Annotated in this window: 28 protein-coding genes and 1 pseudogene; 16 read left to right on the top strand and 13 right to left on the bottom strand. The window is 72.8% G+C overall.

Translation table 11 applies throughout. From position 1 onward, the window contains the following. Position 1: 1 nt before the first annotated feature. Positions 2-104 (bottom strand): annotated as a pseudogene (locus ACZ52R_RS30855) (phosphorothioated DNA-binding restriction endonuclease); the annotation flags it as partial. Between ACZ52R_RS30855 and ACZ52R_RS30850 the strand changes: the two are divergent. The 3 genes from ACZ52R_RS30850 (at position 100) to ACZ52R_RS30840 (ending at position 3,055) form a co-directional block, all read left to right on the top strand. Next, positions 100-837, top strand: a complete 738-nt coding sequence (locus ACZ52R_RS30850; RefSeq protein ID WP_465624650.1) for a TIGR03943 family putative permease subunit — start codon at positions 100-102, stop codon at positions 835-837. The pseudogene ACZ52R_RS30855 and the gene ACZ52R_RS30850 sit on opposite strands and share 5 nt — an antisense overlap. Before the next feature lie 417 nt (positions 838-1,254). Then, positions 1,255-2,391, top strand: a complete 1,137-nt coding sequence (locus ACZ52R_RS30845) for an eCIS core domain-containing protein (RefSeq protein ID WP_465624652.1) — start codon at positions 1,255-1,257, stop codon at positions 2,389-2,391. Positions 2,392-2,443: 52 nt separating this feature from the next. Next, positions 2,444-3,055: a hypothetical protein gene (locus tag ACZ52R_RS30840; RefSeq protein WP_465754499.1), complete on the top strand. Its 612-nt coding sequence runs from the start codon at positions 2,444-2,446 to the stop codon at positions 3,053-3,055. A gap of 84 nt (positions 3,056-3,139) precedes the next feature. On the opposite strand, the gene ACZ52R_RS30835 is transcribed toward ACZ52R_RS30840, so the two are convergent. Then, on the bottom strand, positions 3,140-3,478 hold the full coding sequence (locus tag ACZ52R_RS30835; protein WP_465624656.1) for a hypothetical protein: 339 nt from the start codon (positions 3,476-3,478) through the stop codon (positions 3,140-3,142). Continuing rightward, positions 3,453-4,154, bottom strand: coding sequence for a hypothetical protein (locus ACZ52R_RS30830; RefSeq protein ID WP_465754498.1), 702 nt, complete (start codon positions 4,152-4,154; stop codon positions 3,453-3,455). The genes ACZ52R_RS30835 and ACZ52R_RS30830 overlap by 26 nt, the downstream gene beginning before the upstream one ends. 110 nt (positions 4,155-4,264) lie before the next feature. Between ACZ52R_RS30830 and ACZ52R_RS30825 the strand changes: the two genes are divergently transcribed. From ACZ52R_RS30825 to ACZ52R_RS30810, 4 genes are all read left to right on the top strand, one after another. Further along, entirely contained in the window at positions 4,265-4,699 is a 435-nt protein-coding gene (locus tag ACZ52R_RS30825; RefSeq protein ID WP_465624660.1) for an Hsp20/alpha crystallin family protein, read from the top strand. Between the two features lie 135 nt (positions 4,700-4,834). Further along, on the top strand, positions 4,835-5,128 hold the full coding sequence (locus ACZ52R_RS30820; protein WP_360506728.1) for an STAS domain-containing protein: 294 nt from the start codon (positions 4,835-4,837) through the stop codon (positions 5,126-5,128). Positions 5,129-5,180: 52 nt separating this feature from the next. Then, positions 5,181-5,585 carry a DUF2267 domain-containing protein gene (locus tag ACZ52R_RS30815; RefSeq protein ID WP_465754497.1) on the top strand — a complete coding sequence of 135 codons (405 nt, stop codon included), beginning with the start codon at positions 5,181-5,183 and terminating at the stop codon, positions 5,583-5,585. 60 nt (positions 5,586-5,645) lie between these two features. After that, the gene (locus tag ACZ52R_RS30810; protein ID WP_465624664.1) at positions 5,646-6,044 is read left to right on the top strand and encodes a DUF2267 domain-containing protein; all 399 of its coding nucleotides are present in this window, start codon (positions 5,646-5,648) and stop codon (positions 6,042-6,044) included. Between the two features lie 240 nt (positions 6,045-6,284). Here ACZ52R_RS30810 and ACZ52R_RS30805 read toward each other — a convergent pair whose 3' ends face one another. From ACZ52R_RS30805 to ACZ52R_RS30795, 3 genes are all read right to left on the bottom strand, one after another. After that, positions 6,285-6,518 (bottom strand): DUF6296 family protein, encoded by a 234-nt coding sequence (locus tag ACZ52R_RS30805; protein WP_465754496.1) that lies wholly within the window; start codon positions 6,516-6,518, stop codon positions 6,285-6,287. A gap of 11 nt (positions 6,519-6,529) precedes the next feature. Continuing rightward, complete coding sequence (locus ACZ52R_RS30800; RefSeq protein ID WP_360506739.1) at positions 6,530-6,934, bottom strand: STAS domain-containing protein; 405 nt, start codon at positions 6,932-6,934, stop codon at positions 6,530-6,532. A gap of 180 nt (positions 6,935-7,114) precedes the next feature. Continuing rightward, entirely contained in the window at positions 7,115-7,477 is a 363-nt protein-coding gene (locus ACZ52R_RS30795) for a helix-turn-helix transcriptional regulator (protein ID WP_465624671.1), read from the bottom strand. A gap of 198 nt (positions 7,478-7,675) precedes the next feature. On the opposite strand from ACZ52R_RS30795, the gene ACZ52R_RS30790 reads away from it, so the two are divergent. Together ACZ52R_RS30790 and ACZ52R_RS30785 are read left to right on the top strand one after the other, a co-directional pair. Next, on the top strand, positions 7,676-8,644 hold the full coding sequence (locus ACZ52R_RS30790) for an NPCBM/NEW2 domain-containing protein (RefSeq protein WP_465754495.1): 969 nt from the start codon (positions 7,676-7,678) through the stop codon (positions 8,642-8,644). A 522-nt stretch (positions 8,645-9,166) separates the two neighbouring features. After that, on the top strand, positions 9,167-9,751 hold the full coding sequence (locus ACZ52R_RS30785) for a DinB family protein (RefSeq protein ID WP_465754494.1): 585 nt from the start codon (positions 9,167-9,169) through the stop codon (positions 9,749-9,751). 763 nt (positions 9,752-10,514) lie between these two features. Here ACZ52R_RS30785 and ACZ52R_RS30780 read toward each other — a convergent pair. Continuing rightward, on the bottom strand, positions 10,515-11,252 hold the full coding sequence (locus tag ACZ52R_RS30780; protein WP_465664362.1) for a TetR/AcrR family transcriptional regulator: 738 nt from the start codon (positions 11,250-11,252) through the stop codon (positions 10,515-10,517). 116 nt (positions 11,253-11,368) lie between these two features. Here ACZ52R_RS30780 and ACZ52R_RS30775 point away from each other — a divergent pair, with 116 nt between their 5' ends. Continuing rightward, the gene (locus ACZ52R_RS30775; RefSeq protein WP_465754493.1) at positions 11,369-12,076 is read left to right on the top strand and encodes a DUF4386 domain-containing protein; all 708 of its coding nucleotides are present in this window, start codon (positions 11,369-11,371) and stop codon (positions 12,074-12,076) included. Positions 12,077-12,531: 455 nt separating this feature from the next. Beyond that, positions 12,532-12,933 (top strand): DUF5958 family protein, encoded by a 402-nt coding sequence (locus ACZ52R_RS30770; protein ID WP_465754492.1) that lies wholly within the window; start codon positions 12,532-12,534, stop codon positions 12,931-12,933. A 99-nt stretch (positions 12,934-13,032) separates the two neighbouring features. Here the strand turns inward: ACZ52R_RS30770 and ACZ52R_RS30765 are convergent, their stop codons facing one another. Then, on the bottom strand, positions 13,033-13,725 hold the full coding sequence (locus ACZ52R_RS30765; protein WP_465754491.1) for an SDR family oxidoreductase: 693 nt from the start codon (positions 13,723-13,725) through the stop codon (positions 13,033-13,035). A 450-nt stretch (positions 13,726-14,175) separates the two neighbouring features. On the opposite strand from ACZ52R_RS30765, the gene ACZ52R_RS30760 reads away from it, so the two are divergent. The 3 genes from ACZ52R_RS30760 (at position 14,176) to ACZ52R_RS30750 (ending at position 16,430) form a co-directional block, all read left to right on the top strand. After that, positions 14,176-14,601: a hypothetical protein gene (locus ACZ52R_RS30760; protein WP_465754490.1), complete on the top strand. Its 426-nt coding sequence runs from the start codon at positions 14,176-14,178 to the stop codon at positions 14,599-14,601. 408 nt (positions 14,602-15,009) lie between these two features. Continuing rightward, complete coding sequence (locus ACZ52R_RS30755) at positions 15,010-15,465, top strand: hypothetical protein (protein WP_465754489.1); 456 nt, start codon at positions 15,010-15,012, stop codon at positions 15,463-15,465. A gap of 230 nt (positions 15,466-15,695) precedes the next feature. Beyond that, positions 15,696-16,430, top strand: coding sequence for a class I SAM-dependent methyltransferase (locus tag ACZ52R_RS30750; RefSeq protein ID WP_465664365.1), 735 nt, complete (start codon positions 15,696-15,698; stop codon positions 16,428-16,430). Between the two features lie 257 nt (positions 16,431-16,687). On the opposite strand, the gene ACZ52R_RS30745 is transcribed toward ACZ52R_RS30750, so the two are convergent. Further along, on the bottom strand, positions 16,688-17,221 hold the full coding sequence (locus ACZ52R_RS30745; RefSeq protein WP_465754488.1) for an ATP-binding protein: 534 nt from the start codon (positions 17,219-17,221) through the stop codon (positions 16,688-16,690). Between ACZ52R_RS30745 and ACZ52R_RS30740 the strand changes: the two genes are divergently transcribed. After that, on the top strand, positions 17,172-17,993 hold the full coding sequence (locus tag ACZ52R_RS30740; protein ID WP_465754487.1) for a maleylpyruvate isomerase N-terminal domain-containing protein: 822 nt from the start codon (positions 17,172-17,174) through the stop codon (positions 17,991-17,993). The two genes, ACZ52R_RS30745 and ACZ52R_RS30740, sit on opposite strands and share 50 nt — an antisense overlap. A 409-nt stretch (positions 17,994-18,402) precedes the next feature. On the opposite strand, the gene ACZ52R_RS30735 is transcribed toward ACZ52R_RS30740, so the two are convergent. Next, on the bottom strand, positions 18,403-19,548 hold the full coding sequence (locus tag ACZ52R_RS30735; RefSeq protein WP_465754486.1) for an ArsR/SmtB family transcription factor: 1,146 nt from the start codon (positions 19,546-19,548) through the stop codon (positions 18,403-18,405). A 43-nt stretch (positions 19,549-19,591) separates the two neighbouring features. Between ACZ52R_RS30735 and ACZ52R_RS30730 the strand changes: the two genes are divergently transcribed. Next, positions 19,592-20,047 carry a peptidoglycan-binding domain-containing protein gene (locus ACZ52R_RS30730; RefSeq protein WP_465624694.1) on the top strand — a complete coding sequence of 152 codons (456 nt, stop codon included), beginning with the start codon at positions 19,592-19,594 and terminating at the stop codon, positions 20,045-20,047. Positions 20,048-20,215: 168 nt separating this feature from the next. On the opposite strand, the gene ACZ52R_RS30725 is transcribed toward ACZ52R_RS30730, so the two are convergent. From ACZ52R_RS30725 to ACZ52R_RS30715, 3 genes are all read right to left on the bottom strand, one after another. Further along, the gene (locus ACZ52R_RS30725; RefSeq protein WP_465624696.1) at positions 20,216-21,196 is read right to left on the bottom strand and encodes an LAETG motif-containing sortase-dependent surface protein; all 981 of its coding nucleotides are present in this window, start codon (positions 21,194-21,196) and stop codon (positions 20,216-20,218) included. Positions 21,197-21,561: 365 nt separating this feature from the next. Continuing rightward, complete coding sequence (locus ACZ52R_RS30720) at positions 21,562-24,714, bottom strand: lantibiotic dehydratase (RefSeq protein WP_465664368.1); 3,153 nt, start codon at positions 24,712-24,714, stop codon at positions 21,562-21,564. Continuing rightward, the gene (locus ACZ52R_RS30715) at positions 24,711-26,123 is read right to left on the bottom strand and encodes a lanthionine synthetase C family protein (protein ID WP_465664369.1); all 1,413 of its coding nucleotides are present in this window, start codon (positions 26,121-26,123) and stop codon (positions 24,711-24,713) included. Before ACZ52R_RS30715 ends, ACZ52R_RS30720 begins: the two co-directional genes overlap by 4 nt. Between the last annotated feature and the right edge of the window lie 6 nt (positions 26,124-26,129).

Raw genomic sequence — 26,129 nt, 5'->3', positions numbered from 1 at the left:
GTCAGTCCACCGACTGGCGCGGCTCACCGTGGAACACCTGCCGCACGTGCCACTCCCGGTGCCGGTCCGCGACCGGCGGGGTTGCCCCGCCGCGGGCCGATGACGGAGAGCGACCTCTATCTGCGCTATGTCAAGGAGAGCCTCCGACCGGCACTGATCCTCACCGGCGTGGTCCTGCTCCTGTTCGGGCTCGTCGCCGCCGTACGTGACGTCCGCCCTACCGGCGAGGAGCACGACGGCGACCATGGCCACGGGCATTCCGCAGCCGGTCCGCGGCCGGCCTGGCTCCTCGCCCTGCCCGCCGTCATGCTGCTGCTCTTCGCCCCGCCCGCCCTCGGAGCCTACACCGTCGCCCGCGACGGCTCCGGCACGATCGCCAAGCAGGCCTCCTTCCCGCCGCTGCCGCCGCAGGATCCCGTGGCCCTGTCCCTGACCGAGTTCACGAGCCGCGCCGTCTGGGACCGAAAGGAGTCGCTCAAGGGCCGCACGGTCCGCCTCACCGGCTTCGCCACTCGCGTGAACGGCACCACCTGGCAGCTCAGCCGCATCATCGTCAGCTGCTGTGCCGCCGACGCCCGCGCGGTGAACGTCGAGATCCACGGCATCCCCGCCCCCGCCGCCGACACGTGGGTCACCATCACCGGCACCTGGCGGCCGGCAACCGAGCTCCCCTCCCTGGACGCCGGCACGCTGGCCACCTGGAACACCGTCCCGCGCAGTCCCCGGAACTGGTCCAGGACCACCAGCACCGGCCGTTCGCCGCCGGCGTCGACGTGCATCCGGCAGAGCGGGCCGCCGAAAAAGCCCGCGCCGAGCGCGAACTCCCGTACCAGGTAACCGTCTTCGGCGTCGAATGCCGAGAAGCCCCGTCCCCGGGTCGAGCCCGGCTGGATGACCACGGGCCGCCCGCCGAGCTCGGCACCGAGCAGTTGCCCCGGGCCGGCCATCGGGCCGGTCCGGACCGTGTAGGGGTTCGACCTGCGTATGCGGTGCCGAACCTCGCTGTTCTCCACGGGGAAGAGGGGAACCGGCACCGTTCGCCGGGCGGCCCCTGAACCGCGGACCCTACCAGCCAGGCTGCCCCACCCTCTCCTGACCCGGCGGGCCGGCCGAACGGCGCACGACGACCTCCAGGTTCCCCGGACGCTGCCCCCGACACTGCCCCTCGGGCCCTTGTGCGAGCCGCGGAGCCCGTTATAGACCGGAATGGACACAGAGCGACCGCGGCTTGAACCGCCTGTCCAGGAGGTGCATGTGCACGCGCATGACCAGAAACCGCGGGGCGAGTCCGAGCGCCGTGACCGCAGCCGGCCGACCGCACAGCGGCAGTCCGCGCCGCTGGAGCCCCGCTCGATCGGTGCGCTGCAGCGCACCATCGGCAATGCTGCCGTTGTCCAACTGCTCAGGCAGCAGCAGGAGTCGGAAGAAGCACCGGTCCAGCGTTCGACGGTCCACCAGGTGCTGCGGTCGCCGGGCCGTCCGCTGGCCGACGGCGTGCGGGAGGAGATGGAGGCCCGTCTGGGCGCCGACTTCAGCAGCGTGCGGGTCCACGACGGCCCTGCCGCGGCCCACTCGGCGGCCGAGATCAGCGCCCGCGCCTACACCTCCGGCGAGCACGTCGTGCTCGGCCGCGGCGGCACCGACAGGCACACGCTGGCACACGAGTTGACCCATGTCATCCAGCAGCGGTCGGGCCCGGTGGCCGGCACCGACCACGGCGGCGGACTGTCCGTCAGCGACCCCGGCGACCGTTTCGAGCGCGCCGCCGAGGCGAACGCCGTCCGGGTGCTGAGCGGGCCCGTGCCCGATGCCGTCCAACGGGCCGCCGTCGGGTCTCCGTCCCCGGCACAGGAGCTGTCGGTACAGCGGGCGTTCACCGGCGCTGCGTACGTCAGCTACGGCGGAGTGAACGCAAACGGCGTCGGCACCACGATGCACGCCGAACTCTGGCCCGGGCAGCTCGGAACGGGCTCCGTGCCCAAGGAGCAGCCGTCCTGGTGGCCCAAGACCGGCACGACCGGCACCTGGTTCAAGAACTACATGGTGCAAGGGCACCTGCTCAACCACAACGTCGGTGGCCCCGGCGTCATGAAGAACATGACGCCGATCACCGCGTCCGCGAACTCGGCGCACCACGCCAAGGTCGAGAAGGACGTCAAGGACGAGGTGCTGAACAAGGGCAACGTGGTCGAGTACTACGTGGAGGCCGACTACAGCAAGCACCCCGCCGCGAAGGACTTCAAAACGGGCGACCCCGGTGTGGACACCGACATCGACACCAACTACGCCGACAAACTCGCGGGCAAGGTCCACGCCGAGTACACGGTCTACGACACCACCGGCAAGGAGCTGCGCGGCGACGCGTGGGAGATCGAGAACAACCGGATGTAGAACCGACCGCACCCGCTGTCGTCGCTGAAAGCGCCGAAGGAGACGTACGTACGTGATCAACCCCCGTGCCCGGCTGACCGCGATGATCGCCGACCTGGACCGCAACCCCCGCGTGCAGCTCCTGGAGGCCACCGTCGAGCCACCGACCTCACCGGACGACATCGAGCTCGCCACCCGCCTGGCCGACGGCCGTCTCCCGGACGGTGTCGAGGCCTTCTACCGCGAGGTCGGCGCGGTCCGCCTGACGTGGCGGCACACCGTTCCCGAGTTCCTGAACAACGACCTCTCGGATCAGGGCGTGATCGACCTGCTGCCGTTGCGTGAAGTCTTCGGCGACTGGAAGGGCGTCACCTGGCACTCGGCGAAGGACCAGGAATTCCGCGCCGTCAAACCCTTCGACAGGTTCGTCCCCGAAGCCTGCACGGCCTTCGTTCCCCCCCTCGACACCGTCCACTACCACTACCTCGGCGAGGAGCTGTACGACACCGGGTACTCGTTCGACGCGTACCTGGAACGGCTGATCGCCTCCCGTGGTTTCTGGTACTGGCCCCAGACCCTCTGCCGGGGTCTGGAGGACAGTGCGGAGGTCACCGCGTTCCGCCGCGCGATGCCGGCCGTCTTCCCGGACTACGACGACACGCTGTTCCACCCGGCACAGCACTGAGCCCGTGCACCGCCGAACCGGCGCTGCGGAACGGCCGGCCCCTCCGCAGCGCCCGGACGGTCGGCGTCCGGCGGTGTGCTGCGGTCATGCGGGTTCCCGGACGATCGCCTGGCCTTGGGCCGGGCTGTCCGGCGGGCCGCCTGGGGCGGTCGGGGTGCGTTGATGGCCGGCCGGTGCGGGCGGGCTGCCCGGAGGACCTTGCGGCGGGACGGCCGGGGGTGCGGGGGCGGCTTGTGGGGGCCGGGGCCAGTGGGCGAGGTCGTGGCGGAGGGCGTCGAGTCCGGCCAGGCAGGTGTCGATGGTGGCGATGGCGGCGCTGCTGTGCTCGCGGATGCGGCGTTCGATGGCGGTGAGCCGGTCTTCGATGTGCTGCCAGCGGTCCCGGGTGGTGAGGGGGTCAGGTGCGTCGTTGGTCGCTGTCATGGCGGAGGCGTTCGGTGCGGTCGGTGAGGTCGTCGAGACGGGTGGCGAGGTCCGGGTGGGTGGCGGTGAGGTGGGGCCGCATGTCGGCGAGGGGTGTTATCAGGTCGGCCGGGTCGGGGGTGCCGAGGGCCGCGGTGAGCGCGGCCAGTGCGGTACCGGCCCGGGGGGCCAGGCCGGGCGCGGCGGTGATCTGCGCGGCGAGGACGCGCAGGTCGGCGGCGTTGTCGCGGGCCCAGGCGGTGACGGCGCGGTCGGCGGCCCGGCGGTCGCGGACCGCCTTGACGCGTTCGGCCCCGGTTCCGGTTCCGGTGGCGGCGCGGGTCCGCCCGGCGGGCCGCAGGCGCAGGTAGCGGTTCTCGGCGGCCTGGCGGCTGGCGACGCCCATGGGCTGGGCGAGGTCGGCCCAGGTGGCGCCGGCGTCGCGGGCGTTCTCGACGAGGCCGGCTTCCCAGCCGGCGAGTTCGGTGCGCAGTTCGCGCAGCAGGACCAGGGCGGCCAGGGCGGGCTCGGGGCCCTCGCCGGGTGCACCGGCGCCGGACCGGGTGGGCGGGGTGGTGTTCTGGGCGCTGCGGACGGCGTCGTCGATGGCGGCGAGCGCGGCGGCGGCGGCGAGGAAGGACGCCGGTCCTGTGGGCGGGCCGCTGCCGGTGGCGGAGGTGTCGGGCTGCTGTCCCATAGCTGTCACTCCTTTGGCGACCCAGGTGTTTGTCATCGGATGGATGACATGCTAGAACAGATTCAGGTGAAGCGCACTGGCACCCATTCGATCAGTGGAGGTGTTTCGCGATGCTGATGCGCACTGACCCGTTCCGCGAGCTGGACCGGCTGACCCAGCAGTTCCTGGGCACGAACGGCACCTGGTCGCGGCCGGCCCCGATGCCGCTGGACGCGTACCGCACCGGCGACGAGTACGTCATCTGCTTCGACCTGCCCGGGGTGGACCCGCAGGCGATCGACATCGACGTCGAGCGGAACACGCTGACCGTCAAGGCCGAGCGCCGTCCCCGCCACGAGGGCGAGGGCGTGAAGTGGGAGCTGTCCGAGCGCCCGCTCGGTGTCTTCTCCCGCCAGGTCATGCTCTCCGACATCCTCGACCCCGCGGGGATCAGCGCCGACTACGACGCCGGCGTGCTCACGCTGAAGATCCCGGTCGCGGAGAAGGCCAAGCCCCGCAAGATCGAGATCAGCCACAGCGGAAGCCGCAAGCAGATCCAGGCCTGACCCCTCCCACCGGACCGCCGTCCCGCACCGACCCCCCGGGCCCTGTGGGACGGCCCCCGCCCGGCCGGACGACCCACCCGGCCCAGCACGTTCCGGCACTACGGTGTCCGGCCGGGCCCCCAGCAAGAGACCACCATGCGCGACCAGCGGCACGAACCCATCGTGGTACGGGCGAACGGCGAGATCGACCTCGACACCGCCCCCTCGCTGCGCCGTGCGCTGGCCGCCGCGCTCGAGTCACACCGGGAGGTGGTACTCGATCTGTCGGAGGTGACGTTCATGGACTGCGCGGGCCTGGGCGCCCTCGTCCACGCCCGCAACGAGGCCGACCGGCGCGGCGCTCGTCTGGCCCTGCGCGGGGCCGGCCGCCGCGTGGTGCGGCTGCTCAAGCTCACCGGTCTGCACCGGCGCCTGGCCGTGGAGCCCTGACCGGGGCGCCGCCTCGCGTCGGCCCGGGCCGTGGGACGGAGGGAGAACTGCGGTGACTCTTCGATGGGAAGCGTTCCTGGACACGGTTCAGGAACGCGGTGAGTACGACACCCCTCGGGAGGCCGAGCGGGCGGCGCGTGTCGTCCTGGCCCTGCTCGGCGCCCACCTCGTCGGCCAGGTCCGCGCCGACCTCGCGGCCCGGCTGCCCGAGACCCTCGCCCTGATCCTGCTCAACCCGCTGGAGGCCGCCGAGCCGCTCACGTCCGAGCGGTTCGTGCGCGCGACCGCGGCCTGGATCGAGGGCGCCACCGAAGCCACGGCCCTGTGGGACATCGGCGCCGTTCTGTCCACCGTGGCCGACGTGGCCGGAGACGACCTCACCGAGCGTGTCCTGCTCCAACTGCCGCCCGGCTACGACCTCCTGTTCGGCCGGCCCCAGCCCGGCCACCGCCCCTGAAATCCGCCCCGTGCCGCCGCAACTGCCCGGCCGGCCACCGCCCCGGAAGGCCACCGTCTCATGACCCGGTACCGCCTCCTTCTCCAGCAGGTCCGCAACCTCGGCCGCTACACCTGCGACGAGGAAGCCGAACGCGTCCTGCACGCGGTCCTTTCCGTCCTCGGCTCCCAGCTCACCGGCGAGGAACGCTGCGACCTCGCCCAAGCCCTGCCCCAGCGGGCCCGCGCCGTCCTCGTCTCGCAGATCCCGCTGCCCCAGCCGGTCGCCGCACCCGCCTTCGTCGAAGCCGTCGCCCGCGCCCTGAACACCAGCCTTACCGGCGCCCGTTGGGACGTCTCCTCTGTCCTGGCGGCCCTGAGCGACCTCGCCGGGGAGCACCTCACTGACCGTCTCCTCGCCGGCCTGCCCCGCGGCTACGCCCTCCTGTTCGGCCGCGCCGACCTCACCACCGCGGCTTGACCCGGGGCGGCACCACCGCCACCTCACCCCACCCCACCCCACCCCCCTCCGCAACGGTGGGGCGCCGCGGCCGTCCGGCAGCCCAGCGCGGAGTCGGTCGCGGCGAGTTCCCACGGCCCGTCGGTGAGCTGGAGTTCCGCCTCATGGACGACCTGCTCGACCGCCCTGACCATGCCCACGGCGGGAAGCCCATCGGCGGGAAGCCCATCGGCGGGGCCTGGCGCGCCGTCCGAGGGGGCGTCAGGGCAGTGGCACGGCGTGCAGGCAGGTGTGCCGGCCGGGCCCGGCCGGTTCCGTGAGGGGCCGTGCCACCTCCCCGGTGATCTCCACCCGGAAGGCGCCGGCTTCGTCCGCGTATACCGGTACCCCGTCCGCTGTCACCGTTCCGGTGGCGTGGACGACGACGACTTCCGGCGGGCCGTGCCGGCCGGGCAGTCCGGGCAGGGTCACCGCGTACCGTGCGGGGGCGTCCACGGCGGGCCCCCTCAGCGTGGCTGCCGGCCGGCGCCGGCCAGCAGGGCGACGGGAACGGTGGCGTGGATGGGGAAGACCTCGTCGGCGCCGGTGATCTCCAGCAGTCGCCGGGTCTGGGCCGGCGGCGCGGCCAGCACCATCCTCACGCCCGCGGCTTCCGCCTGCAGCCGCACGGTGAGCAGGGCGTTGAGACACACGGAGTAGCAGAAGGTCAGCCCGGCCAGGTCGATGATCAGCCGCGCGGGGCTGTCCGCGAGCGCCTTCGCGAGGACGTCCTCGAGTATGCCGCGGTCGCCCTGGTCGACTTCACCGTCGAGACGGACGGTCACCGCCGTCCCGGAGCGCGTCGTGGTGATTCGCAGGCGCGGTGTGGTGACCCGCAGAACGGATTCGCTGGGCTGGAGCACCGAACTCACCGCCCTTCTCAGCAGCCGGGCCCGTCGGCGGCCGGACCGCCGGGGGTGGCGCCCGGGGCGGGGTGCCCTACACCGGCGCGGTGGCCGGCGAGGACCTCGACGTGTCCGGACGCCCGGTTCCGCGATCGCCCGCCACAGGGACACGGTGCGGCGCTGCGCCGGAGGAGGTCGGGGGCGGGCTCACGCGTACTCGTCATGATGATCACCCCTGGAAGGTGCGGTGGCGGTACCGGGGCCGGAACCAGGATCGACATCGGCGAACAGGGCCAGCAGACCGGCGATCTCGTGAGGGGCCTCGGCAGGGTGGCGGAAGTGCGTGCCGTGTACGACGCGGTAGTGGTTGCGGCGTCCATGCCGGGTGTGGGTCAGGTAGCCGGCGTTCTCAAGATCGGTGACGATCCCCTGAACGGCCCGCTCGGTCACTCCGCATACTGCGGCGAGATCTCGCAACCGCACTTCCGCGTCACGCGAGATCATCAACAGCACACGGGCGTGGTTCGTCAGGAACGTCCAGCTCGTACGCGGTTCCCGCTCGTCCGACATACCACAAGTATGAACCCGGATTCCGGTTTTTCAATGCCTGATCCCAGATTCCGCTGTGGCTCAATCCGCCTGCGCTCGGCCCTCCCGGACACCCGCCCCGAGGCCTTACGCCGCCGCGCCCGCCGCCGCCCCTGCCGCCGGCCCCGACCTGCGCCGGGCCCGGTGTGGTGGCGGTACGGCCGCGCCGGACGGCACTCCATGAGCGACGCGCTCGACAACCCGGACGACCGCGCCGCCTGGATCAACGCCAGGCCGCCCGAGTACTTCGAGTGGAGCAGCCCGAAGTCCAACTGCTACAACCAGCCCACCGCCGCCGTCGCGCTCGGCGCGCCCCGGGCGAACGGCGGCACCTACGCCGCCAGGATCAGCGGACAGCAGGCCAGCACCAAGTGCAAGTCGTCGGCGGAGACCACCAAACAGGGAGCCGTCCAGCGCGGCGCGATAGGCAACGCCACCCGCGGCTTCGTCCGCAACGGCGACGCCTGCCTGCGCGCCCCCCGCGATCCCGCGGTCGACCTGGCCGCCTGCACGAGCGGCGACTACCAGGCCTGGGTCATGGGCGCGGACGGAACCCTGCGCCTGTCCTGGGACGACTGCCTCGCCGGCCAGGACGCCACCGTGACCTCCGGCCCGTGCCAGGGCCGGGACCCCGATGGCCTGGTCACCGACCCCGCCAAGCTCTGGACCTACGACCCGACCGCGCACCTCCTCAAGAACCGTCAGTCCGGCCGCTGCCTGACCACCACCGGCAACCGCGTCTCCACCCAGGACTGCACCGACTCGGCCGGGCAGAAGTGGACGCTCCCGCCGTCCGAGTACTCAGCCCAGCCCATCCCGACCCCCACGCCCATCCCGACCCCCACGCCCACGCCGACCCCCACCCCCACGCCGACCCCCACGCCGACCCGGCCCACCACCTCCCTGACCGACCTGCCCTGGACCAGGGCCACCGGCGGCTGGGGACCGGTCGAGAAGAACACCGGCAACGGTGAACGGCGCAGCGGCGACGGCCACCCGATCTCGATTCGCGGCACCACCCCCGCCAAGCACCTCACCGCCGACCTCACCGGCGGCACCACCCTGCGCCTGGCCGCCACCAACGGCGGCGACAACAACGGCTGGGACCACGCCGACTGGGCCGGCCCCCAGCTCACCTGCGCCAAGTGACCCACTCCGTCCCGCGCCACCCGCTGCCCGGCCCGGGCCGGGTGGTGCACGGGACTCCGTGACCTGGAGACCCGCATCGACGCCGCGTGAGAAGGCGGCCCGGGCAGCCACGCGGCCCCACCCGGGAGCCAGGATCCCTCCCCATCGCGCCGGCGGGCTCCCTCGGCCCGTCCGGCGCGACCCCGGGCAGCCCGCCCCCGGAACCATCCGGCGGACTGCCCGGGGCTTCCGCGATGAACACCGCGGTGCCCGGTGCGGTCGGAGGCTGAAGGCGAGCCGGTCTTCAGGACGGCGAGAACCCACCAGATCGGCAGGTCCGGAAGCCCCGACACGGGTGATCCGGAACCACTGCCCGAGGACCGGGACAGTACGTGCCTAGGAGGTTGTCTCACGTGGCAAGTTTCGAGAGCTTCTTGTAGCAGGTCAGGGCGCCGGCCATGGCCAGGCCTCGGCTCTGTCAGTCGTTGCGGACCACGTACGGGATCTTGAGACCACGAGCAGCCCATGGCAGGCTCATGCCGCATGATCGATGAATTCGCGAAAGACAACCTGCACGGGAGACTGCGGCGGGACCGCAACGCGCTGCTCTGGAAACTCGACGGCTTGTCCGAATACGACGCCCGCCGACCTTTGACAGCGACCGGGACCAACCTCCTCGGCCTGGTCAAACACGTGGCCACCGTCGAGGCCAGATACTTCGGCGAGGTCTTCGACCGCCCTTCCCCGGAACCGCTGCCCCGGTGGCAGGACTATGACGGCAGCGATCTGTGGGCGACCGAGGACGAGACCCGCGATCAGATCATCGGGTTCTACCGGCGCACGTGGGAACACGCGGACGCGACGATCAACGAGCTTCCCCTCGACGCCCCCGGCCACGTGCCGTGGTGGCCGGAGCCTTCTCCCAACACGAACCTGTTCGCCGTCATGGTCCACGTCCTCGGCGAGACCAACCGGCACGCCGGGCACGCCGACATCCTGCGCGAGAGCCTCGACGGCCGGACCGGGATGCGCCCCGAACACGGGAAGCAAATCGACGAGGAGGCCCGTGCGGCCTACTGCGCGAAGATCGAGCAGGTCGCCAGATCGGCCGCGCCAATCAAGGCTTAGAGGTTGTCCCACGTGACTTGATGTTCGTGCGCCATGATGCCGGTCGGGGGTGCTGATCTATCGAAGCGTCTGGTTCCTGGGGAGCTCTGGCAGCCGGCCGGCCCATTGCTTCCGTCACTCGCTGCTCGTCCGCAAGGTGGTGGGAGACCGCTCCATCGGGAAACCCGGCCGGTTCGTCGCCGACCACTTCGGCGGCCCCAGACCTTCACAACCGGCGACCTCGGCCCGGTCGTGCTCCACCGGGCCGGCCGCCACCGCGCCGCCACCGACCAATCCGCGGCCTCGGTCGCTCCGGTCGCTCCGGTCGCTCAGGCGGCTTCCCGACGAGGTGCCGGTGCCCAGCCTGAGCCAGGCCACCGGCTGGACGCAGCCCACCGATCGCGGCCTGGGTGAGGCGCGCCGTGACTCCGCCCTCGGTGACGGCCTGGTCACCTCACCTGGCCAGCCGCCCCCGGCGTCCGGGCTCTCGAACAGCGCGGCCGCCTGGCTGGTTGGACCGAGGTCTGCGACGACCTCGGGAACGGGGTCGCCCTCGTCTCCGGCCGACCGGCTGCCGGTCGCGGACCCGCAGGCCGGCACCTGGCCCGGCCGGGGTGCGGATGCTGACGCGGTTCTCGTACTTGCGGCGGGCCTGCTGCGGGAACGCCGTGGCCGCCGTCGAGCGGTCGGCGTGGCGGGCGAGGAGTCTGAGCGAGGGCCGGACGTGGCGTCCGGTCCCGCGCCCCGCAGGCCTTCCGCCGTGCCGGGTCTGGTGGGCGTCTGGTCAGTCGGCCCGTCCGCCGGCGGGGGACGAGGTCCAGCCCTGCTGCCGGAGCCGTTCGAAGCCGTCCAACAGCAGGTCGAGCGCGAACTCGAACTCGAACTGGTCGTCGCAGCCATGGCCCACCACGGAGTCGTCGTCGTGGGCGCTTGCCCCGGCCAGCTCCGCGACGTAGGGGTACCGCTCCGCCAGCTGCCGGAACGCCGCGTCCTGCTCGGCGGCACGCGGGTCGGGCCCAGTACCGGGCGCGGTGGCGGTGGCGGGCGGAGCGTCGAAGACCTCCTGGGTGAAGCCGAGAATGCGACTGCCCAGGGCGTGCATCACGTGATGGGTGAGGTCGACCGAGAGCCCGCCGGTCCGGAAGCTGCCGATCACCGCGTCCATGTGGGCGAGCAGCGCCGGGGTGGGGCCGCTCCGGGACCGGATCACCTGCAGGGCCCAGGGGTGGCTCCGCAGCGCCTCCCGGGCCGCGAGGATCCGCCCGCGGACGGCGGCGCGCCAGTCGGGGCCGAGGTCCGGCGACCCGATCCCGCCGACCACCGCGTCGACCATGCCGTCCAGCAGCTCCTCCTTGTTGGCGACGTGCTTGTAGAGCGCCATCGGCACCACGCCCAGCTCCTGGGCGAGCCGACGCATGCTGAGCGCCTCGATCCCCGTCCCGTCGGCGAGCGCGACGGCCGCGCGCAGCACCCGGTCCCTGCTCAGGGGGGCCCGTCGGGCCGCGTCCGTCGGCTGGGCCATCTGCCGGTCTCCCTCGGTTCGACTGCCGGACCGGTGTTCCGGCTTGACGAGTGTACGGCGTACGCCTACCGTGAGTGCCAGGTGTACGCCGTACACCTCTCGAGGGGAGTGTCCAGGTGAGCCCAACCAGAGGAACCGCGGTCGTCGCGGGTGTCCTGTTCCTTGTCACCGAGATCACCGCGGTCGGCGGCCTCGTGCTGTACGGGCCCGTCCTGAAGGGCGCCGACTACGTGACCGGCCCCGGCGCCGACGGCAGGGTGTTCCTCGGGGCGCTGTTCGAACTGCTGCTCGCGGCGGCGGTCGTCGGCACCGGGGTCACGCTGTACCCCGTCCTGCGGCGGCAGCACGAGGGGGCCGCACTCGGCTACGTCTGTGCCCGCCTGCTGGAGGCCGCCGTCATCGTCGTCGGCATCATCGGCGTCCTGTCGGTGGTGACCCTCCGGCAGGACTTCGCAGCCGGCGCCACGGGCTCCGACGCCGCTGCGGTGCGGACGGCGGGCCGGGCCCTGGTGGCGGTCCACGACTGGACCTTCCTCATCGGGCCCAACTTCGTGCTGGGCGCCAACACCCTGGTGCTCGCCTGCCTGCTGTACCGCGCACGGCTGGTGCCGCGCTTCGTGGCGGTGCTCGGGCTGGTCGGGGGGCCGTTGATCTGCGCCTCGGCGACCGCCGTACTGTTCGGCCGCTACGAGCAGGTCTCGACCGCGGGGTCGCTGGCGGCACTGCCGGTGTTCGTCTGGGAGGTGACGCTGGCCCTGCGGCTGATCGTCAAGGGCTTCGAACCCGTCGGCCCCGCCGTCCGCCAGGCCACGGCGGCCGTCTGACGGCCCGGCGGCCTGACAGCCGGTACGCCTGGTGGTCCGGAACCACCAGGCGTACCGGCGCCGGGGAGCGCCTTCGGGATGCGTCAGGCCTGGGCGCGACCACCGACACCACTGCCCTGGCCTGAGTGAGTCCCGGGCAGTATGCGGCGGCTGCCGGGCACGGACCGGAACGGCCGGGGAGCGGCAGTCGTCGATGCCGGTGTTGAAGCGGTCCAGGGCGCCCGGGATCAGCGAGGCGTCGCGGGGGAGGGGCGCGTCGGTCAGGACGCGCACTGGCGCGGGCCCGCTCGGCCGGTCCGGTGCGCGCGAGGGCGTGTGCGTGCAGCGCCGCAGGTATCGGGCGATGAGTCGCAGCACCGGGTGTGCGCGCTCCGTCGGGGGCGGTTCCGGCCGGCGCGGTCGGAGCCGCGACCGTGCAAGGTTGATGGGTCGGGGCGTTGTGGAGGTGGGGTGGGATGGACGAGCGCGCGGTGGTCCTGAACGGGCCGGCGCAAGGCATCCGTCCGCTTGATCAGGGTGTCGACTGGTTCGAGGGTCTGGCCGGCACCGAGAAGTTCGAAGTCCTGCGCGACCTGGCAGGGTTCTGCATCCAGGCCCGCGCCGTCATCGAGGACGGACCGGAGAGCATCCGCAGGGCCGGGATCCGGCCCACCCACACCCCGGCCGTGCTGCTCACGCGCGGGCACCTCACCGAGCAGCTCACAAAGATCGTCAATCTGCGGCAGGACGAGCGCGTCAAGGCGTTCCGGCTGTTGGTCGCACTGCTCGGCGTGGCTGACGAGCGGCGGAGGGCTCGGTTCTGCGCCAACGGGTGCGGCCACGCCTGGCACCGCCTGGGCACCGGTGCGGGGAACTGAAGCGGCGCCCCGGGGCCGTACGCCTCCTCCAGCTGCGCCACGACGCCCTCGGCATCGCGGACGACGGCTTTCAGCTCCGCTTCTATCGTCGTACTCGCGTCAGCCGAGCTGCCCGGTCGGCCGCATGGTGATCTGGTTGATGTCCACGCCCGCAGGCTGGTTGAGCGCGAAGGCGATCGTGGCCGCGATCTGCTCGGGGGTCATCGCCTCCTCAGGGGTGCCGCCGCGCTCGGCCCAGAACGCGGTGTCCACCACTCCGGGGGCGATGACGGTCACGCCGACTCGGTCCTTGCCGACCAGCAGCCGGGTGTTCTCGGCCAGCGCGTGCGCAGCCCACTTGGTGACCGAGTACAGGTTGCCGGGTGTGTTGCGCACCCCGGCGACGGAACCGATGAACACGATCCGGCCCTTGGATGCCCTCAGCTGCGGCAGGGTCTCGCGCACCAGCAGGGCCGGGCCCAGAACGTTGGTGAGGACCATGGCGCGCATGTCCTCGGGGGCGTGGCTCTCCAGGTTGCCGGGCAGCGAGAAACCGGCGTTGGCAATGACGTTGTCCAGTCGGCCCCACGCCTGAACCACGCGGCGCACGGCGGCGGCGACGTCCTCCGCCTCGGAGGCGTCGCCGGTGATCGTCAGCAGCCGCTCACCCGCTCCGGCCGAAGTGGCGAAGGCGGCCAGCTTGCCCGCGTCACGTCCGGTGACCGCCACACGGTGGCCCTGCTCGAGGAGGGTGCGGGCGGTCGCGGCACCGATTCCGGTCGATCCACCAGTGATCAGCGTGACGGGCTCCATACAACGGCCTCCTCGGCGACGTGAACATCAGTTCCCCAAAACGCCTGCACTATACGTGGGGTGAGCTGCTGCCAGGGTTGTCGCGCCGTACCGACTCCGCCCAGGCCCGCTCGACCGCCGCCGCCCCTGCGAGCTCCCACGGGTACGTGGTCCGGCCGCTCTCCTGCCCACCGCCGGGACGAAATGATCTCCGCCTACGAAAATCCTGCCAGAGCCAGATACAGGTGTACGCCGACACCTGCCGACGCTGGAACGTGCCCGCACCTGGTGCGCTGGGAGCCGGCTCGCAGGACTCCTACCTCTGCCAGGTCCCGGGCGCACCCACGCGAACCGCATCGCCCAACTGCCCACCGCCGACGCTGCCGTGGCCGCCGCCACGCTGCGCCACTGCGCGGAGGTGCAGTCGGACCGGGTGCCCGGGCCGCGGTACCGCGGCGATATGGTGCGGTCATGAGAAGTCGGATACGTGAGGACCGGCCGCTGCGAGACCTGCTCGACCGGCTGGGGGCCGACGATCCGGAGTCGGCGCGTCGGCGCAGGGTGCTGGCCGGTGCACTGGTCGTGGTGGCGCTGCTCGGGTCGAACGCGTGGGGGCGAACGGAGGCCGGGACCTGGTCCGAGGTGTGGATCGGCACGGCGGACGTGCTCCAGTGCGCCGCACTGATCGTCACCGCGTTTCTCCTGGTGCGGCGTTCGCGGTCGGTCGCGTGGGCCGGGGCCGCGAGCGTGACCCTGATGCTGCTCGGTGCCTTGTTCGACGTGATGACGAAGGAGGGCGAGGGCGCTTCGTACGCGGCACTTGCCGAGTCCCTGCTGATCAAACTGCCCACCGTGGTGGTGCTGGCGGTCCTGGTCAGGCGCGGCAGGCAGTGGTGACGGCTCGGCCGCCGGTGGTCCGGGGCGGCCGAGCCGCAATACCGTTGCTTTAGGGAGCTGTTCAAGGTTCGTACGGCCTCCACGGCGGCCGCCCCGGTACTGGCGCCACGCGCCTCGGGCAGCAGCCGCCCCGGGAATCCCCTCCAGGTCCGCCGGAACCTGTGAAACGTCAGCCGGTCTGACCGTACTCGTCGGGCCAGTTGGGGAGCGGGACAGGGCCGCCCGGCCGATCGGGGTTGACGGCCAGACAGAGCACAACGACGCTTGTCGATCGCTTTTGGGTGTACGAGCCGAAGACGTCAGGCCCCTCGTCGTAGCACGGCCCGCCTCGCGCAGACCAAAGCCAAGCAGCAGCGAGGCTAGCCCAAATCATCTGGAGATCGCCGGGGTTCCTGGCAGGCTGGGGACATGGCACCCTTCGATGATCAAGAGCTGGACACGGCGGTTCAGAATGCTGACTCGCCGGCCTGGTCCCTTCGCGCCGCTGCCGGGCGGCGGCTCGCGATGTCGGACAGGATCGACGAGGTGACGGACGTCCTTCACCGCCTCCTCCTGGATGTTCAGAACACCGCGGTCATCCAGGAGACGGCGGTGGCCCTGCTCGAACGCAATGACACCACCGGACTCCGCTGCGTGCTGCTGGCCAGAAGCTACGCGTCAGAAACCTGGACTGCGGATGAGATCCAAGCCGCCCTGGACGGCAACCCCGAATGGATGACGACCGAACGCGCAGACCGGCTGATCAAGCAGTACCGCGAGTTGGCAACGGACCAGGACGCCGGCGTCCGCGACGAAGCCCAACGGCTCCTGGCGCGGCTGCGACCGCGCGAGGAATGGGCGCGAGACGCAGAGGCCGACTCCTGACTCTCGATTGCTCGTGCGGCGACGGCGGAGACGCGCCGTTCGAGGACGGAACCCCGGTCGACGCCGACCACGACACCGCCCAGGACGGGGACGAGCCCGACGATGTCCACGGCCACTGGTCCGTCCGGGTAGGCGGACAGTTCGTGATCCTCGCGGGCGGACAGTCATCTCCCGCTGCGGTATGACCATGAGTCACTCGTCCGGGCGTGTCCTCCACTAAGTTGAGGCGAGTGATCGATTACAACGTCGAGGCGGAGTCGTATGACGCCTCTCGGGGAGGCGAGGCTCGTGCCGCCGCGGCTGCGGAAGCGATCGAGCGACTGCTGCCGGACGCCGCACGGACCGTGGTGGACGTGGCTTGTGGCACTGGCATCGTGACGAGAAGGCTGTCGCACCCCGCCCGCACGGTCATCGGCCTCGACCGCTCGCCGGGGATGACGAGTATGGCGACGGGGCGTCTTCCCGGGGCGCTCGTGCTCGGGGATGCCGCACGCCTGCCCATTGCAACCGCCCGGGTGGACGCGGTGGTCCTGATCTGGCTGCTCCACCTGCTTGCCGACGCGGAGCCGGTTGTCGCCGAGGCCGCGCGGGTGATCCGTCGCGAAGGCGCGGTGGTCACCACGGTGGACAAGGACGAAGCGGCGTTCCACGTCGACAGCGATGTAGCCGCCGTGACGGCGGCAGTACGCGGGAAGTACGCTCCGCGGGCTGCGGATCAGTTCGATCGGGTGGCCCGCCTGGCGGCCGGGTGCGGAATCCGACCGGTCGCCGAGGAGAGGTTCGTCGGGGCCGGCCAGGGACGCAGCCCGCGCCAGTGGAGCGAGCGCATCGCAGCCGGCAGCTTTCCCTGGAGCCGCGAGGCCACCGCGGACGAGATCGCCGAGATCCTCCGCGGCCTGGCCGCGCTGCCCGACCAGGACACACCCCGACCGGACCCGGTGTACCGGCTGATCGCGCTCGCTTGATCCCGAGCTCGGGGGCGGGAACCCGGCCGAGCGGGTCCGCCCCATGCCCCGGGCATCAGGTCGTGTCTGCCCGAGCACCGGTAGGGCTCGGGCTAACGGGGTGACATCGGCAGGGCGAGGCCGCGCATCTCGTGAGGTGTGCGATGCTCACCGACCCACCCGTCTCAGGCCGTTGGCAACCCAGCGCCGCGGTGGACCGGCCGGGTTGGGCATTGGGTCCGGTCGGTGTTGGGATCCGGCCGGACCCCAACTCCGGCTCACGTGAGCGGGACGACGCCCTGGCCGTAGGTGGCCCGGGCGAGCCGGAGGCTGGTGCCCTCGGTCAGCACGATGTGCGAGTGGTGCAGGAGCCGGTCGACCGCCGCGGTGGCGATGGTCTTGGGCGTGATCGTGTCGAAGCCGGCCGGGTGGATGTTGCTGGTCACGATCATGGACCGGCGTTCGTGGGCGGCGTCGATCACGCGGTAGAACGCCGCGGCGGCGGCCTGGCGGCGGCCTGGTGGCGGCCGTGTGGTCGTCCCGGGTCGCGCGGTTCGCCTGCTGCGCGTCCGCTGCCGTCGTCGCTGTCCGGACGGGAGGGGCTGCTGACGGTCGACTGTGGGGCCGGCACGGTGATGGCCGGAAAAAGCTTTCGGAGGGTGAGCGATGAGTTTCCCGCGCGGGCGTGGTCTTCTCCTGTGCAAGGCGACAACGGACTTCCCGGTGACCGCTGGAGCGGCACCTTCCGAAGGGACGAAGAAGATGATCGAGCTGAACGCGGAACACGCCCGCCGGACGATCGTCGAGCACACGGAGCGTCTGGCGGCCTCAGCCGTCCTGGCCGGACCCGACGCCGCGGTTCCGACTGCTCCGGAGTGGACCGTCACCGACCTGGTCGAGCACGTGGGCCGGACCCAGCACTGGGTCGCGGAGATCATCGAGCGGCGCATCAACGACCCCGCACAGCTGCCCACGGAGCTGGCCGTACTCCCCGCTGACCCCCGCGAGTGGCCGACGTGGCTGTCGGAGTCCGCGCGGCGGGCCGCGAACGCGTGCTCGGACGACGCGCTGGACGCGCCGGTGTTCAACGCCGCGGGAGACGAGCGGCCGGGAGCGCTTTTTTGGATGTCCAGCCTCCTCAACGAGGCGGTCGTCCACGGCTTCGACGCGGCCGCCGCAGCCAACACGGTCCGCGAAGCCGACCGACTGACCGACATCGACGCCGACATCGCGGCGGCTCTCATCGGCAACCACTTCACCATGCTCGCCTCCCCCACGTGGAAGCTGCAGCGCCCGGAGTCCGCCACAGCGATCAGCGGTTCGGGGCAAACCCTGCAGTGGCTCGCCACCGACATGCCCGGTGACGCGGGCGCCTGGTTCGTGGAACGGCACGCCGACGGGGCGAGGTGGCAGCCTCGGATTCAGCCCGCCGACGTGACGGTCACCGGCCCGGCACGCTCGCTCCTGCTGACCCTGACCCGACGGCTCCCGCTCACCGGCCACGACACCACCGGCATCACCGTGGAGGGCGACACCGCCCTTGCCCGGCACTGGATCGACAACACCGTTCACGCCAGCGGCTGACCCGCCACCAGCGGACCGACGCCCGCCCCAGCTGTTGTGCCGGACCTGGCCGACCGAGACCGATTTCCTGCTGCCGGGCGGCCGACGCAGGTGCGCTGCGGGAGAAGGCCGGCCCGGGCCGGCTGGACTGCCCGGGCTGCGAAAAAGCCCGTGCGGCACAGGACTTGGGCCCGCTGGTGCTGCCCGCCCCGGCCACGCTGGAGCTGGTGGCCGCGCCGGCGTAGCCGGCCGTGCCGCGCCTGGACACGGGTCACGTGGCGGGGGAATTGGGGAAACCGCCCCGTCAGACGATCAAGACCGCAGACTCCCGCCCACCAGCACGAGCACGAGCACGGGCACGGGCAAGGACCGTCACGCCAGCCCCGCTGACCAGCACGTTTTGAAGACGGAGACACTTCAATGGTGCCTCCTACGCGGTGTCCAGCAGTGCGAGTCCGGCGGCGGTGGGCGTGTGAAGGGCGGTGTTGTGGTGGCGAAGTGTGGTGATCAGGCCGGCCTCGCGCAGCACGGTGGCGTGCTGACTGGCACTGGAGGGGCCAACGCCCAGGGCCGTGGCGATCTCACCGGTCGTGCAGCCGGGGCGTTGCGCGATGATGCGCAGTACGGCGGCGCGGGTTCGGCCCAGCAGCGCGGCCAGTGGTGCCGGTGTGCCGTCGGTTGCGCTCGGAGTCATGAGGGTCAGAGGGCCGGCCTTCTCATCGCGGTGGGCGGGGTAGGTCAGGATGGGCTGGGGTTCGGCATCCGGATCGACCACGGGTGCTTGCGTGGCGAACGCGGACGGCATCAGCAGCAGGCCCCGGCCCCCCAGGTGGACGTCACCTTCCAGTCCGGACACCAGGTCGACCTCCAGCACGGGTGCCCGCCACCGGATACGCGGCGGGCACAGCCCGGTCAGCAGCCGCTCGACACCGCCGTGCAGGAGCTCACGGGACCGGACGGCCAGGTCGGCCGCGACCTGGTCGGTGACCTGGGGCCAGTACGGGGCCAGGACGGTTGCGTGGACCCGGCCGAGGGCGTCGACAAGCTGCCGTAGCACCTCGGGGTCGTCGCCCAACCCGGAGGCCCAGCCGGGCATGCGTTGCCGCTCGGCGATCCGGGCCAGGTTTGCCCGGAGTTGTTTTGACGGTGTGGCGGCGACCTGCTCCAGCAACTCGGGGACGCTGCCGATTCCTCGCGGGCTCAGGAAGGCAGGCGCCCATCCGTGGCGGGGTGCCAGGTCGAGAACCATGCGCGCCTGGGGCGGCAGGCGGGCCCAGACTTCGCGGCGCCACGCGCCGAAGCGCAGTGCCTGGTTGCGGTCCTGTAGGACGCGCAGCGCGATGCTCAGTTCTTCCAGCGGCGGGACCGACGTTGCGACGCGGGTGCGGGCAAGGTCGGCGCCGGTGAAATGGAACCGGTAGACCATCCGTCCTCCGCCGCCCGTCCGGTGTGCCGCTGTGGGTGCCGATTCTTCCCATAGGTCGTTGTTCACGCCAGGTTGAAACAGGACGACGTCGCCGGTGGCCGCGACCGATGCTGTTGGGGCAGGGAACACAGTGCCCCTGTGGTCGCCCATCCGGATCCCGAGGCGACCGACCGGACATCAGAGAGGCAAACGCATGCGATCGAACGCCTTCGCCAGGACCCTCGTCAGCGTCACCGTCGCGGTCGGCATAGCCGCCGGCAGCATGGCGGGGGCGAGTGCGGGCTTCGCGGCTTCCCGACCGGCCGTCAGGCCTGCGGCGAGCGTCCAGGACGCCTCCATCCTCGCGGTGAACAACCTCGGCCTGAGTACGGACAGGGCCATGAACTGGCAGAGCTGCCTGAACGCCTGGGGCTTCAACGCCGGCACCCCCGACGGGCAGCTGGGCCCCAACAGCTGGGCGGCGGCGCAGAGGATGCTCAACGCCTGGCACTACAACGCCGGTACCGTCGACGGCGCCGTCGGACCCAACACGATCACGGCGCTGCAGAAGTTCCTGAACGCCACTGGCTACAACGCCGGAACCCCCGACGGGATCGCCGGACCGCAAACCAGGGCCGCGTTCTGGAACTACAACGCCACGGGCTGTTGAGCTGACCCGGAGTGCCGCGAGGGTCTGGCCGGGCGGGGCCGCTCGGCCAGATCGGCACCGACCTCACCCACCGCTCTGGCGTGCCGTCCGGACCGTCCGGGGTGAACGGACGACGGACGCCCGCGGTCCGGGGACCGCGGGCGTCCTGGGTACCTCAGCGGTGCCGCGTCAGCGGCGGGCGCCCCGACGGCGGGCGATCACCAGCGCGCCCCCGCCGACGGCGAGCAGCGCGGCCCCACCAGCGCCGTAGACGATCATCTGGCTGCTGTTGCCACCCGTGCTGGCCAGGGTGCTGGCCGGCGTGGTCGAGACCGGATTGGCGGTCGGCTTGCCGACCGGGCCGGTCGTGTCCGCCGGGGCGGACGGCGCCGGCACCGCCGGGGCGGTCGACGGGGTGCCACTGGACGGCGTCCCGGTGGTGGCCGGCGCCGACGGCTTGGCGGTGGTGGAGGGCGAGGCGGTGGCCGTCGCGGTGGCGGTGGCCGAAGGCGTCGTCGTGGCGGTGGGCGTCCCGGTCGGGTGCGGGGTCGCGGTGGCCGTGGGCGACACCGAGGAGGTCGGCACCGGGACGGTCGGCGTGCCGGTCGGCGTCGGCACGCAGGCCTTGCCGCCGTTCCAGGCCGAGATCAGGTTGTCCGGGAAGACACCGTCCGGGTACCTCGGCGCGGGGTTGGCGACGCCGTCGAACTTCTTGTCGCCGTTGTACAGGTCGATCTGGCCGTAGCACTTCGGCAGGTGGGCGGAGACGTCCAGGGTCGCCTGGCGGTTCCCGCTGCGCAGCGTGGTGGTCGCCCAGCCGAGGAAGGTCTGCTTGCCCGAGGTGGCCCAGGTCGGCCCCTCGGTGTCGTAGGAGGCCAGCGAGACCCGGTAGTCGCAGCCGTCCACGACGTCGCCGACCAGGCGGACCTGGATGACGCCATGCGGCTGGGACATCCGGCCGTCGGAGATCCAGCCCTTGCCGCCGTCGACGGAGAACTGGACGCCGACGGCGCCGCACCCGTGCTCGGCCTGGGCCTGGGCGGTGCCGGCGGTGAGCAGCGGAGCGCCGACGGCTATGCCGAGGGCGGCGAGGGCCGGAACGCTCCGGCGCAGGAGTTGGTGCACGAGGAAGCTCCCTAGGGGGTTGTACACGGTTCGGGTGGGACTCACCGCTCCCCGGTGGCGATCCGGACGGACCGTCACCGGAACTGAGCGGACGTGAAACCGTGACCGTACCCGATGGCCCCGCGGTCCCGGGCCCCGCACCCCTGCCGAGCAGGTCTTCGCCGCTCTGCTGGGCCTGCTCGGTGGCGTAGGCGTGGATGTGGCGTAGGCGTGGATGAGGTCGTGCATCCGCCACCGTCCGGTGTCCGGGTCCTGCCGGATGAGGCCCAACCACCGAGTACCGCACCCGCACCCGGGCCCGCCTCGACGCCCGGGATCAGGCCGAACACGAAGCCGAGCACCAACGGCCGGAAGCCAGGCTGCGCGACGCGGCACGCACCGGGAACCGACCTGCGGCGGCCGCCCGGCCGTCAAGTGACGGGTGCTTTGGCCAGGCCCTCGCGGGTGCGGCGCAGCAGTTCGAGGACCAGCCCTTCGCCGTCGCCCGCCGGGCCCAGGCCGAGCCGGTTGAGGTGCATGTGGACGTAGCTGCGGCACAGCGCGCCGTGGCTGCGCCGCAGCCTGCCGTCCTGGCGCAGTGCGGCGAGCAGGGCGGCCGCTGGGGCGAGGGCGGCGCGGCGCTGCGCCAGCAGCAGGCGCAGGACCTCGGTGTCGGGCCGGTCCGGACCGGCGAGGGCCAGGCGCAGGTCGTTGCCGCGGCGCCGGTACTCGTCGCCGCCCTCGCGGGTGGTCTCGGCGGCGCCGCGCAGGAACGCCAGCCGTTCCGGCTCGGACAGGCCCAGGGTGTCGAGCAGGTCGTCGACGCTGCTCACCGCCAACGCCGTGCGGTCGAGCGGGATTTCATCCTCCTCGCCCGCCTGGAGCAGCCAGGCGACCGAGGTGCTGTCCGCGCCGAAGACCTCCTCGGCCACCCGTACCCCGTCGTTGCCGCCATAGCGTTCGACCTCCCGCTCGTAGGTGTCGAAGGCGAGCCTGGTGGCGGCCCCGGTCGCCAGCAGGTCTTCCGCCCAGCGGCAGGCCTGGTCCATCAGCGGGCCGAGCAGGGCGGACCGCTCGCCGTGGAAGCGGATCCGCAGGTGGCTGTCCGTGTCCGAGTAGCGGATGAAGAACCAGTTGTCGGCCAGTCCGGCGGCGGTGGCGAACTCGGCGAAGGTGCGCAGCGGTCCCGCGATCAGCTCGTCCTGCTGCCAGGGGCTGCCGTAGAGCTTGAGGTACAGCCAGTCACTTCCGGGCGGCCGGAACCGGGTGCCCGCCGCCACGGTGTCGGCGGCCGACGTCACCGCGGCGGCCGCGTGCGCGTGACCAGCCGGGTGCCCGTCGAGCCCAGCCGGGTGCCCGTCGAGCCCTGCCGGATCCACGGCCGCGGCCCGCGCGCGCACCAGCGGAACGACGAGCTCGCAGATGTGGCGGCCGTCCGGCCCGGGCAGCCAGGCGTCCTGCGGCTGCGGCAACGCCTCCTGGAACTGCAGCGCCTGCGTGCCGCGCAGGGCCCGCAGTTCCTCGCGCGCCACCTCGACCTGGTCGCGGTCGGCGAGGTCGAGCAGCAGGCGGTTGTCGCCGACGCACAGGTAGACCAGGTGCGGGACGGCCCACCGCTGCCGCCAGGCCGACAGCGCGGCCGCGAACTCCTCGCCCGCGCCGGTGGGCAGGTCGGCCGCGTCGAGCCGCCACTGCGCGAGGGCGAGCACGGTGCGGCCGTACTGGACCCGGGGCAGGAACGGGAAGCCGTTCGCCGGGCCCCAGGAGAACAGCGAGGGCTGGCAGCGCCCGTCGGCGGCGGCGTCCAGCAGGAAGCGGACCGGGGCGGGTGCGCCCATGCTGTTGAGCATGTGGCCCTGCACCCCGGTGATCCGGGCGGCGGCGGCGGGCCACTCGACGCTGAACCGGCCCTCGTGCAGGCCCACGACCAGCTCGCGCAGCGGGATGGCGTCCCGGTGCGGCACCCCGGGCCCGGTGCCGAGCACGATCTCGTGGGTCCGGACCGCCGGCCGGATCGCGACGTTGGCAAAGCGCGCCCGGCGCGGCAGGTAGACGACCTCGGCGAAGAGCGTGTCGGGGCTGGCCTCCTGCTCGGCCCGGGCGATCTCGTCGAGGGCGGTACGGGCCTCCGGGCCGAGCAGGTCGGCGAACCGGCCGAGGTGACGGCCGGCGGCCGGGGCGCCGAGGTTGGGGCCGACGACCAGCCGGAACTCGCCGGCGTCCAGGGCGGCGGGCGAAGCGGCGGTGACGAACAGCGCGAGCTCCAGTGAGAGCGGGCAGGCGGCCGGATCGGGCCGGGACACGGTGAGTGCCTCGATCTGCTCGTCGGTCAGGTCGACGCTCTGGCGGTGCTCCCGGTTGGCGGCGAGGGCCAGGCCGAGCAGCAGCCGGTTGCGCTGCGGCGGCTGCGGGGTCGAGCGCTGGTGGGCCGACGAGTCGGTCGGGGGTCCGAGCCCCACGTCCGGGTCCAGCAGGTCCAGCAGGGGAACCCGGCGCTCCGCCCCGTAACGGCTCAGGAACGCCCGCCGGTAGGACTCCAGGCGGGGCGGACCGGCCGGGAGGGGACTCAGCCGGAGCAGCAGCTCGGCGGCGCGGGCCGCCTCCGCCGCCACCTCGGCGTTCAGGCCCCGGCCGGCCAGGGGAAGGGCCAGGTCGGTCTGGAGGACGGGGTCTCCGGGCGCCGCCGGGTGCAGCCCGTCGGCGCGTTCCAGCAGGTCAGCCCAGGGTCGGACCCGTGCGTCGAGCGGGAGGGCGTCCCACCGGGCGAGGTCCCGGGACAGGTGGTCGAGCCCGGCGGCCAGCTCCCGCGCACCGGGGACGGCGGCCAACCGCTCGCGGACGTGGGTGGCGGGGTCGCCGTTGGTGAGGGGCGGTCGGAGATCGGTCTGGAGGAAGCCCTGGGCCCGCAGCCGTTCGACCAGCCCGGCCGCCTTGTCGGGGGTCGCGCCCGCCAGCCCGGCGAGCCCGGCCGCCAGGTCGTCCGCCGCGACCGGGTGTCGCGCCGTCTCCAGCACCTGCTGTACGGCCGGGGTCAGCCGGACCGAGACGGTGTCCGCCGCGCCGTCGGCTTCGGCGTCGCGGAGCAGGGCGCGCTCGCCGCGCAGGACGACCGCCTCGTTGGTGACCAGCCGCAGGCCGGCGCGGATCTCCGGCTCCTCCTCCAGCCGGTGGATGAGCCCGAGCAGCCAGGCCATGTCCGGCCGGGTGCGGGTGCGCGGCGGGTACGGCCCGAGCGCCAGATCGGTGTGGTCGCTCCAGCGGGCCAGGCCGACGCCGGCGAAGACACCGAAGGGCGTCGGCCTGGTGCACATGCGGATCAGGTAGCGCGTCAGTTTGCGGCGAACCCGCCGAGCTTCCGGGTCGTCGGGGCGGGTGCGGTGCAGGGCGGCGGCGAGGTCACGGCTGGCCACCTCGACGGCGAGGCGGACCTGCGGCGCGTCGGGCATCAGGGTGTCGCCGCCGGTGGCCGCGCCGACGGTGGCGAGCGCGTCCACCGGGAGCAGCGGTGCCCGCACCACCGCCCAGTCCAGCGGCCGGTAGATCGGCTGCGCGCGGCGGCGGTGCTCAGGGTCGTTGACCGTCATGACAGCAGGAAGAACCGGTCCCAGGTGGGCTCGGTGTCGGTTGCGGCGGCCAGCAGGACCATGACCACGCCGGGGGCTCCGTCGAGTAGGCCGGGCGAGTCCACCCGGTTGCCGGCCGGTTCCACCGCGGCGTACCCGAGCGGACGGTCGGGATCGAAGTGATCGAGCAGCTGGTCGACCAACTGCTCGGCCCCGGCGGTGAACTGCGGCAGGCCGGTGTCGTGGGCGAAGCGCAGTACCACCTGGAGCAGTCCGGCGACGCCGTGGCAGAACGTGGGCGAGGCGAGCTGGCGGGCGGTGTCGGGCCGCTCCAGCACGCGGGTGATGGCCTCGACGGCGACGTCGCGCAGCCGTCCGTCGTCCAAGGCCTCGCCGGCGTGCCAGAGTGCCCGCGCGATCCCGGGGCTGCCGTAGCACCAGGAGCTGCGCGCCGGGCCGGGGTCCGGCGGCGGGGGTCGTCCGGGCGCCGCCGGCAGCGGGATGGCCGACGGCCAGTTGATGCCCCACGCGTCGTCGAGGCGGTGCGCGGTCAGCCAGTCGGCCAGGTAGCGGACCGCCGCCGCCTGGCCGGGTGCCTCACGGCCGGCCCGCAGGGCGAGGGCGAGGATCGCCAGGGGGCCGGGAATCCCGTGCGCCAGCCCGCAGTTGAGGTTGCCGTACGGGTAGATGGGCCGCGTCGCGGGGTCCCCGAGCTGGTCCTCCGGCGTGGCCCAGCGCGGCGTCGCGCCGTTCGGCGCGGCCAGGTGGACCAGCGCGCCGAGCAGGTCGGCGAGCGCGCCGTGCGGATCGCGCGGCAGCAGGCCGGCGGCCAGTCCGCTCGCCCCGGAGACCAGGTCGAAGTCGCTCACCGGCCGACCGTGGCGGCCCTCGGCGAGCCGCGCGGCCATGAGCTGTGCGCGGGGCACCAGTTCGTCGTCGAGGGCACCGAGCGCACGGCGGTAGCGCGTGCCGTCGCGGCTGAGCGCGGCGACGGCGAACGCCGTGCCGCCGAGCCCGCTGTAGAGGCCGGAGCCGATCCGCGCGGGATCCTGCCCGATGCCGTCGAGCCCGGTGACGAGGAAGCGGTGGCCGGTCTCGTCCCACCCCTGGCCCGGCCGACACCGGTCGAGGTACGCGCACAGTAGCGCGATTCCGGCGTCTCCCCCGGCCACCCCGGGGGAGACCCAGCCGATCGTCCGGGGGAGGCGGGTCTGACGGGCGGCACCGGCCAGCGCCTCGCAGATGCGGGCGCGATCCACGCAGCGCTCGGCGGCGGCATCGGCGGCGGCGAGCGCGGCCGCCCGCTGGTCGCCGTCGAGCACGCTGCGCCAGGGGCGCGGCTCCGGGGCGCGCCCGTCGGCCGTCGGCGAACCGGAACGGCCTGTCGCGCCGAAAGCGTTTGTCGCATCGGCGAGTTCGCGTCGCGGCATGTGGTC

It is taken from the genome of Kitasatospora sp. NPDC034023, assembly GCF_055575795.1.
Note: the sequence above shows the minus strand (reverse complement) of the source record. Positions and strands in the feature narration are given on the sequence as shown.

Bases quoted from the DNA above. Each gene is read 5' to 3' on its own strand.
- ACZ52R_RS30720 (WP_465664368.1), bottom strand. From the start codon at position 24,714: ATGACGGTCAACGACCCTGAGCACCGCCGCCGCGCGCAGCCGATCTAC.
- ACZ52R_RS30830 (WP_465754498.1), bottom strand. From the start codon at position 4,154: ATGGGACAGCAGCCCGACACCTCCGCCACCGGCAGCGGCCCGCCCACA.
- ACZ52R_RS30740 (WP_465754487.1), top strand. From the start codon at position 17,172: ATGATCGAGCTGAACGCGGAACACGCCCGCCGGACGATCGTCGAGCAC.
- ACZ52R_RS30715 (WP_465664369.1), bottom strand. From the start codon at position 26,123: ATGCCGCGACGCGAACTCGCCGATGCGACAAACGCTTTCGGCGCGACA.
- ACZ52R_RS30780 (WP_465664362.1), bottom strand. From the start codon at position 11,252: ATGGCCCAGCCGACGGACGCGGCCCGACGGGCCCCCCTGAGCAGGGAC.
- ACZ52R_RS30730 (WP_465624694.1), top strand. From the start codon at position 19,592: ATGCGATCGAACGCCTTCGCCAGGACCCTCGTCAGCGTCACCGTCGCG.
- ACZ52R_RS30735 (WP_465754486.1), bottom strand. From the start codon at position 19,548: ATGGGCGACCACAGGGGCACTGTGTTCCCTGCCCCAACAGCATCGGTC.
- ACZ52R_RS30760 (WP_465754490.1), top strand. From the start codon at position 14,176: ATGAGAAGTCGGATACGTGAGGACCGGCCGCTGCGAGACCTGCTCGAC.
- ACZ52R_RS30765 (WP_465754491.1), bottom strand. From the start codon at position 13,725: ATGGAGCCCGTCACGCTGATCACTGGTGGATCGACCGGAATCGGTGCC.
- ACZ52R_RS30785 (WP_465754494.1), top strand. From the start codon at position 9,167: ATGATCGATGAATTCGCGAAAGACAACCTGCACGGGAGACTGCGGCGG.
- ACZ52R_RS30835 (WP_465624656.1), bottom strand. From the start codon at position 3,478: ATGACAGCGACCAACGACGCACCTGACCCCCTCACCACCCGGGACCGC.
- ACZ52R_RS30770 (WP_465754492.1), top strand. From the start codon at position 12,532: ATGGACGAGCGCGCGGTGGTCCTGAACGGGCCGGCGCAAGGCATCCGT.
- ACZ52R_RS30850 (WP_465624650.1), top strand. From the start codon at position 100: ATGACGGAGAGCGACCTCTATCTGCGCTATGTCAAGGAGAGCCTCCGA.
- ACZ52R_RS30810 (WP_465624664.1), top strand. From the start codon at position 5,646: ATGACCCGGTACCGCCTCCTTCTCCAGCAGGTCCGCAACCTCGGCCGC.
- ACZ52R_RS30790 (WP_465754495.1), top strand. From the start codon at position 7,676: ATGAGCGACGCGCTCGACAACCCGGACGACCGCGCCGCCTGGATCAAC.
- ACZ52R_RS30825 (WP_465624660.1), top strand. From the start codon at position 4,265: ATGCTGATGCGCACTGACCCGTTCCGCGAGCTGGACCGGCTGACCCAG.
- ACZ52R_RS30795 (WP_465624671.1), bottom strand. From the start codon at position 7,477: ATGTCGGACGAGCGGGAACCGCGTACGAGCTGGACGTTCCTGACGAAC.
- ACZ52R_RS30755 (WP_465754489.1), top strand. From the start codon at position 15,010: ATGGCACCCTTCGATGATCAAGAGCTGGACACGGCGGTTCAGAATGCT.
- ACZ52R_RS30820 (WP_360506728.1), top strand. From the start codon at position 4,835: ATGCGCGACCAGCGGCACGAACCCATCGTGGTACGGGCGAACGGCGAG.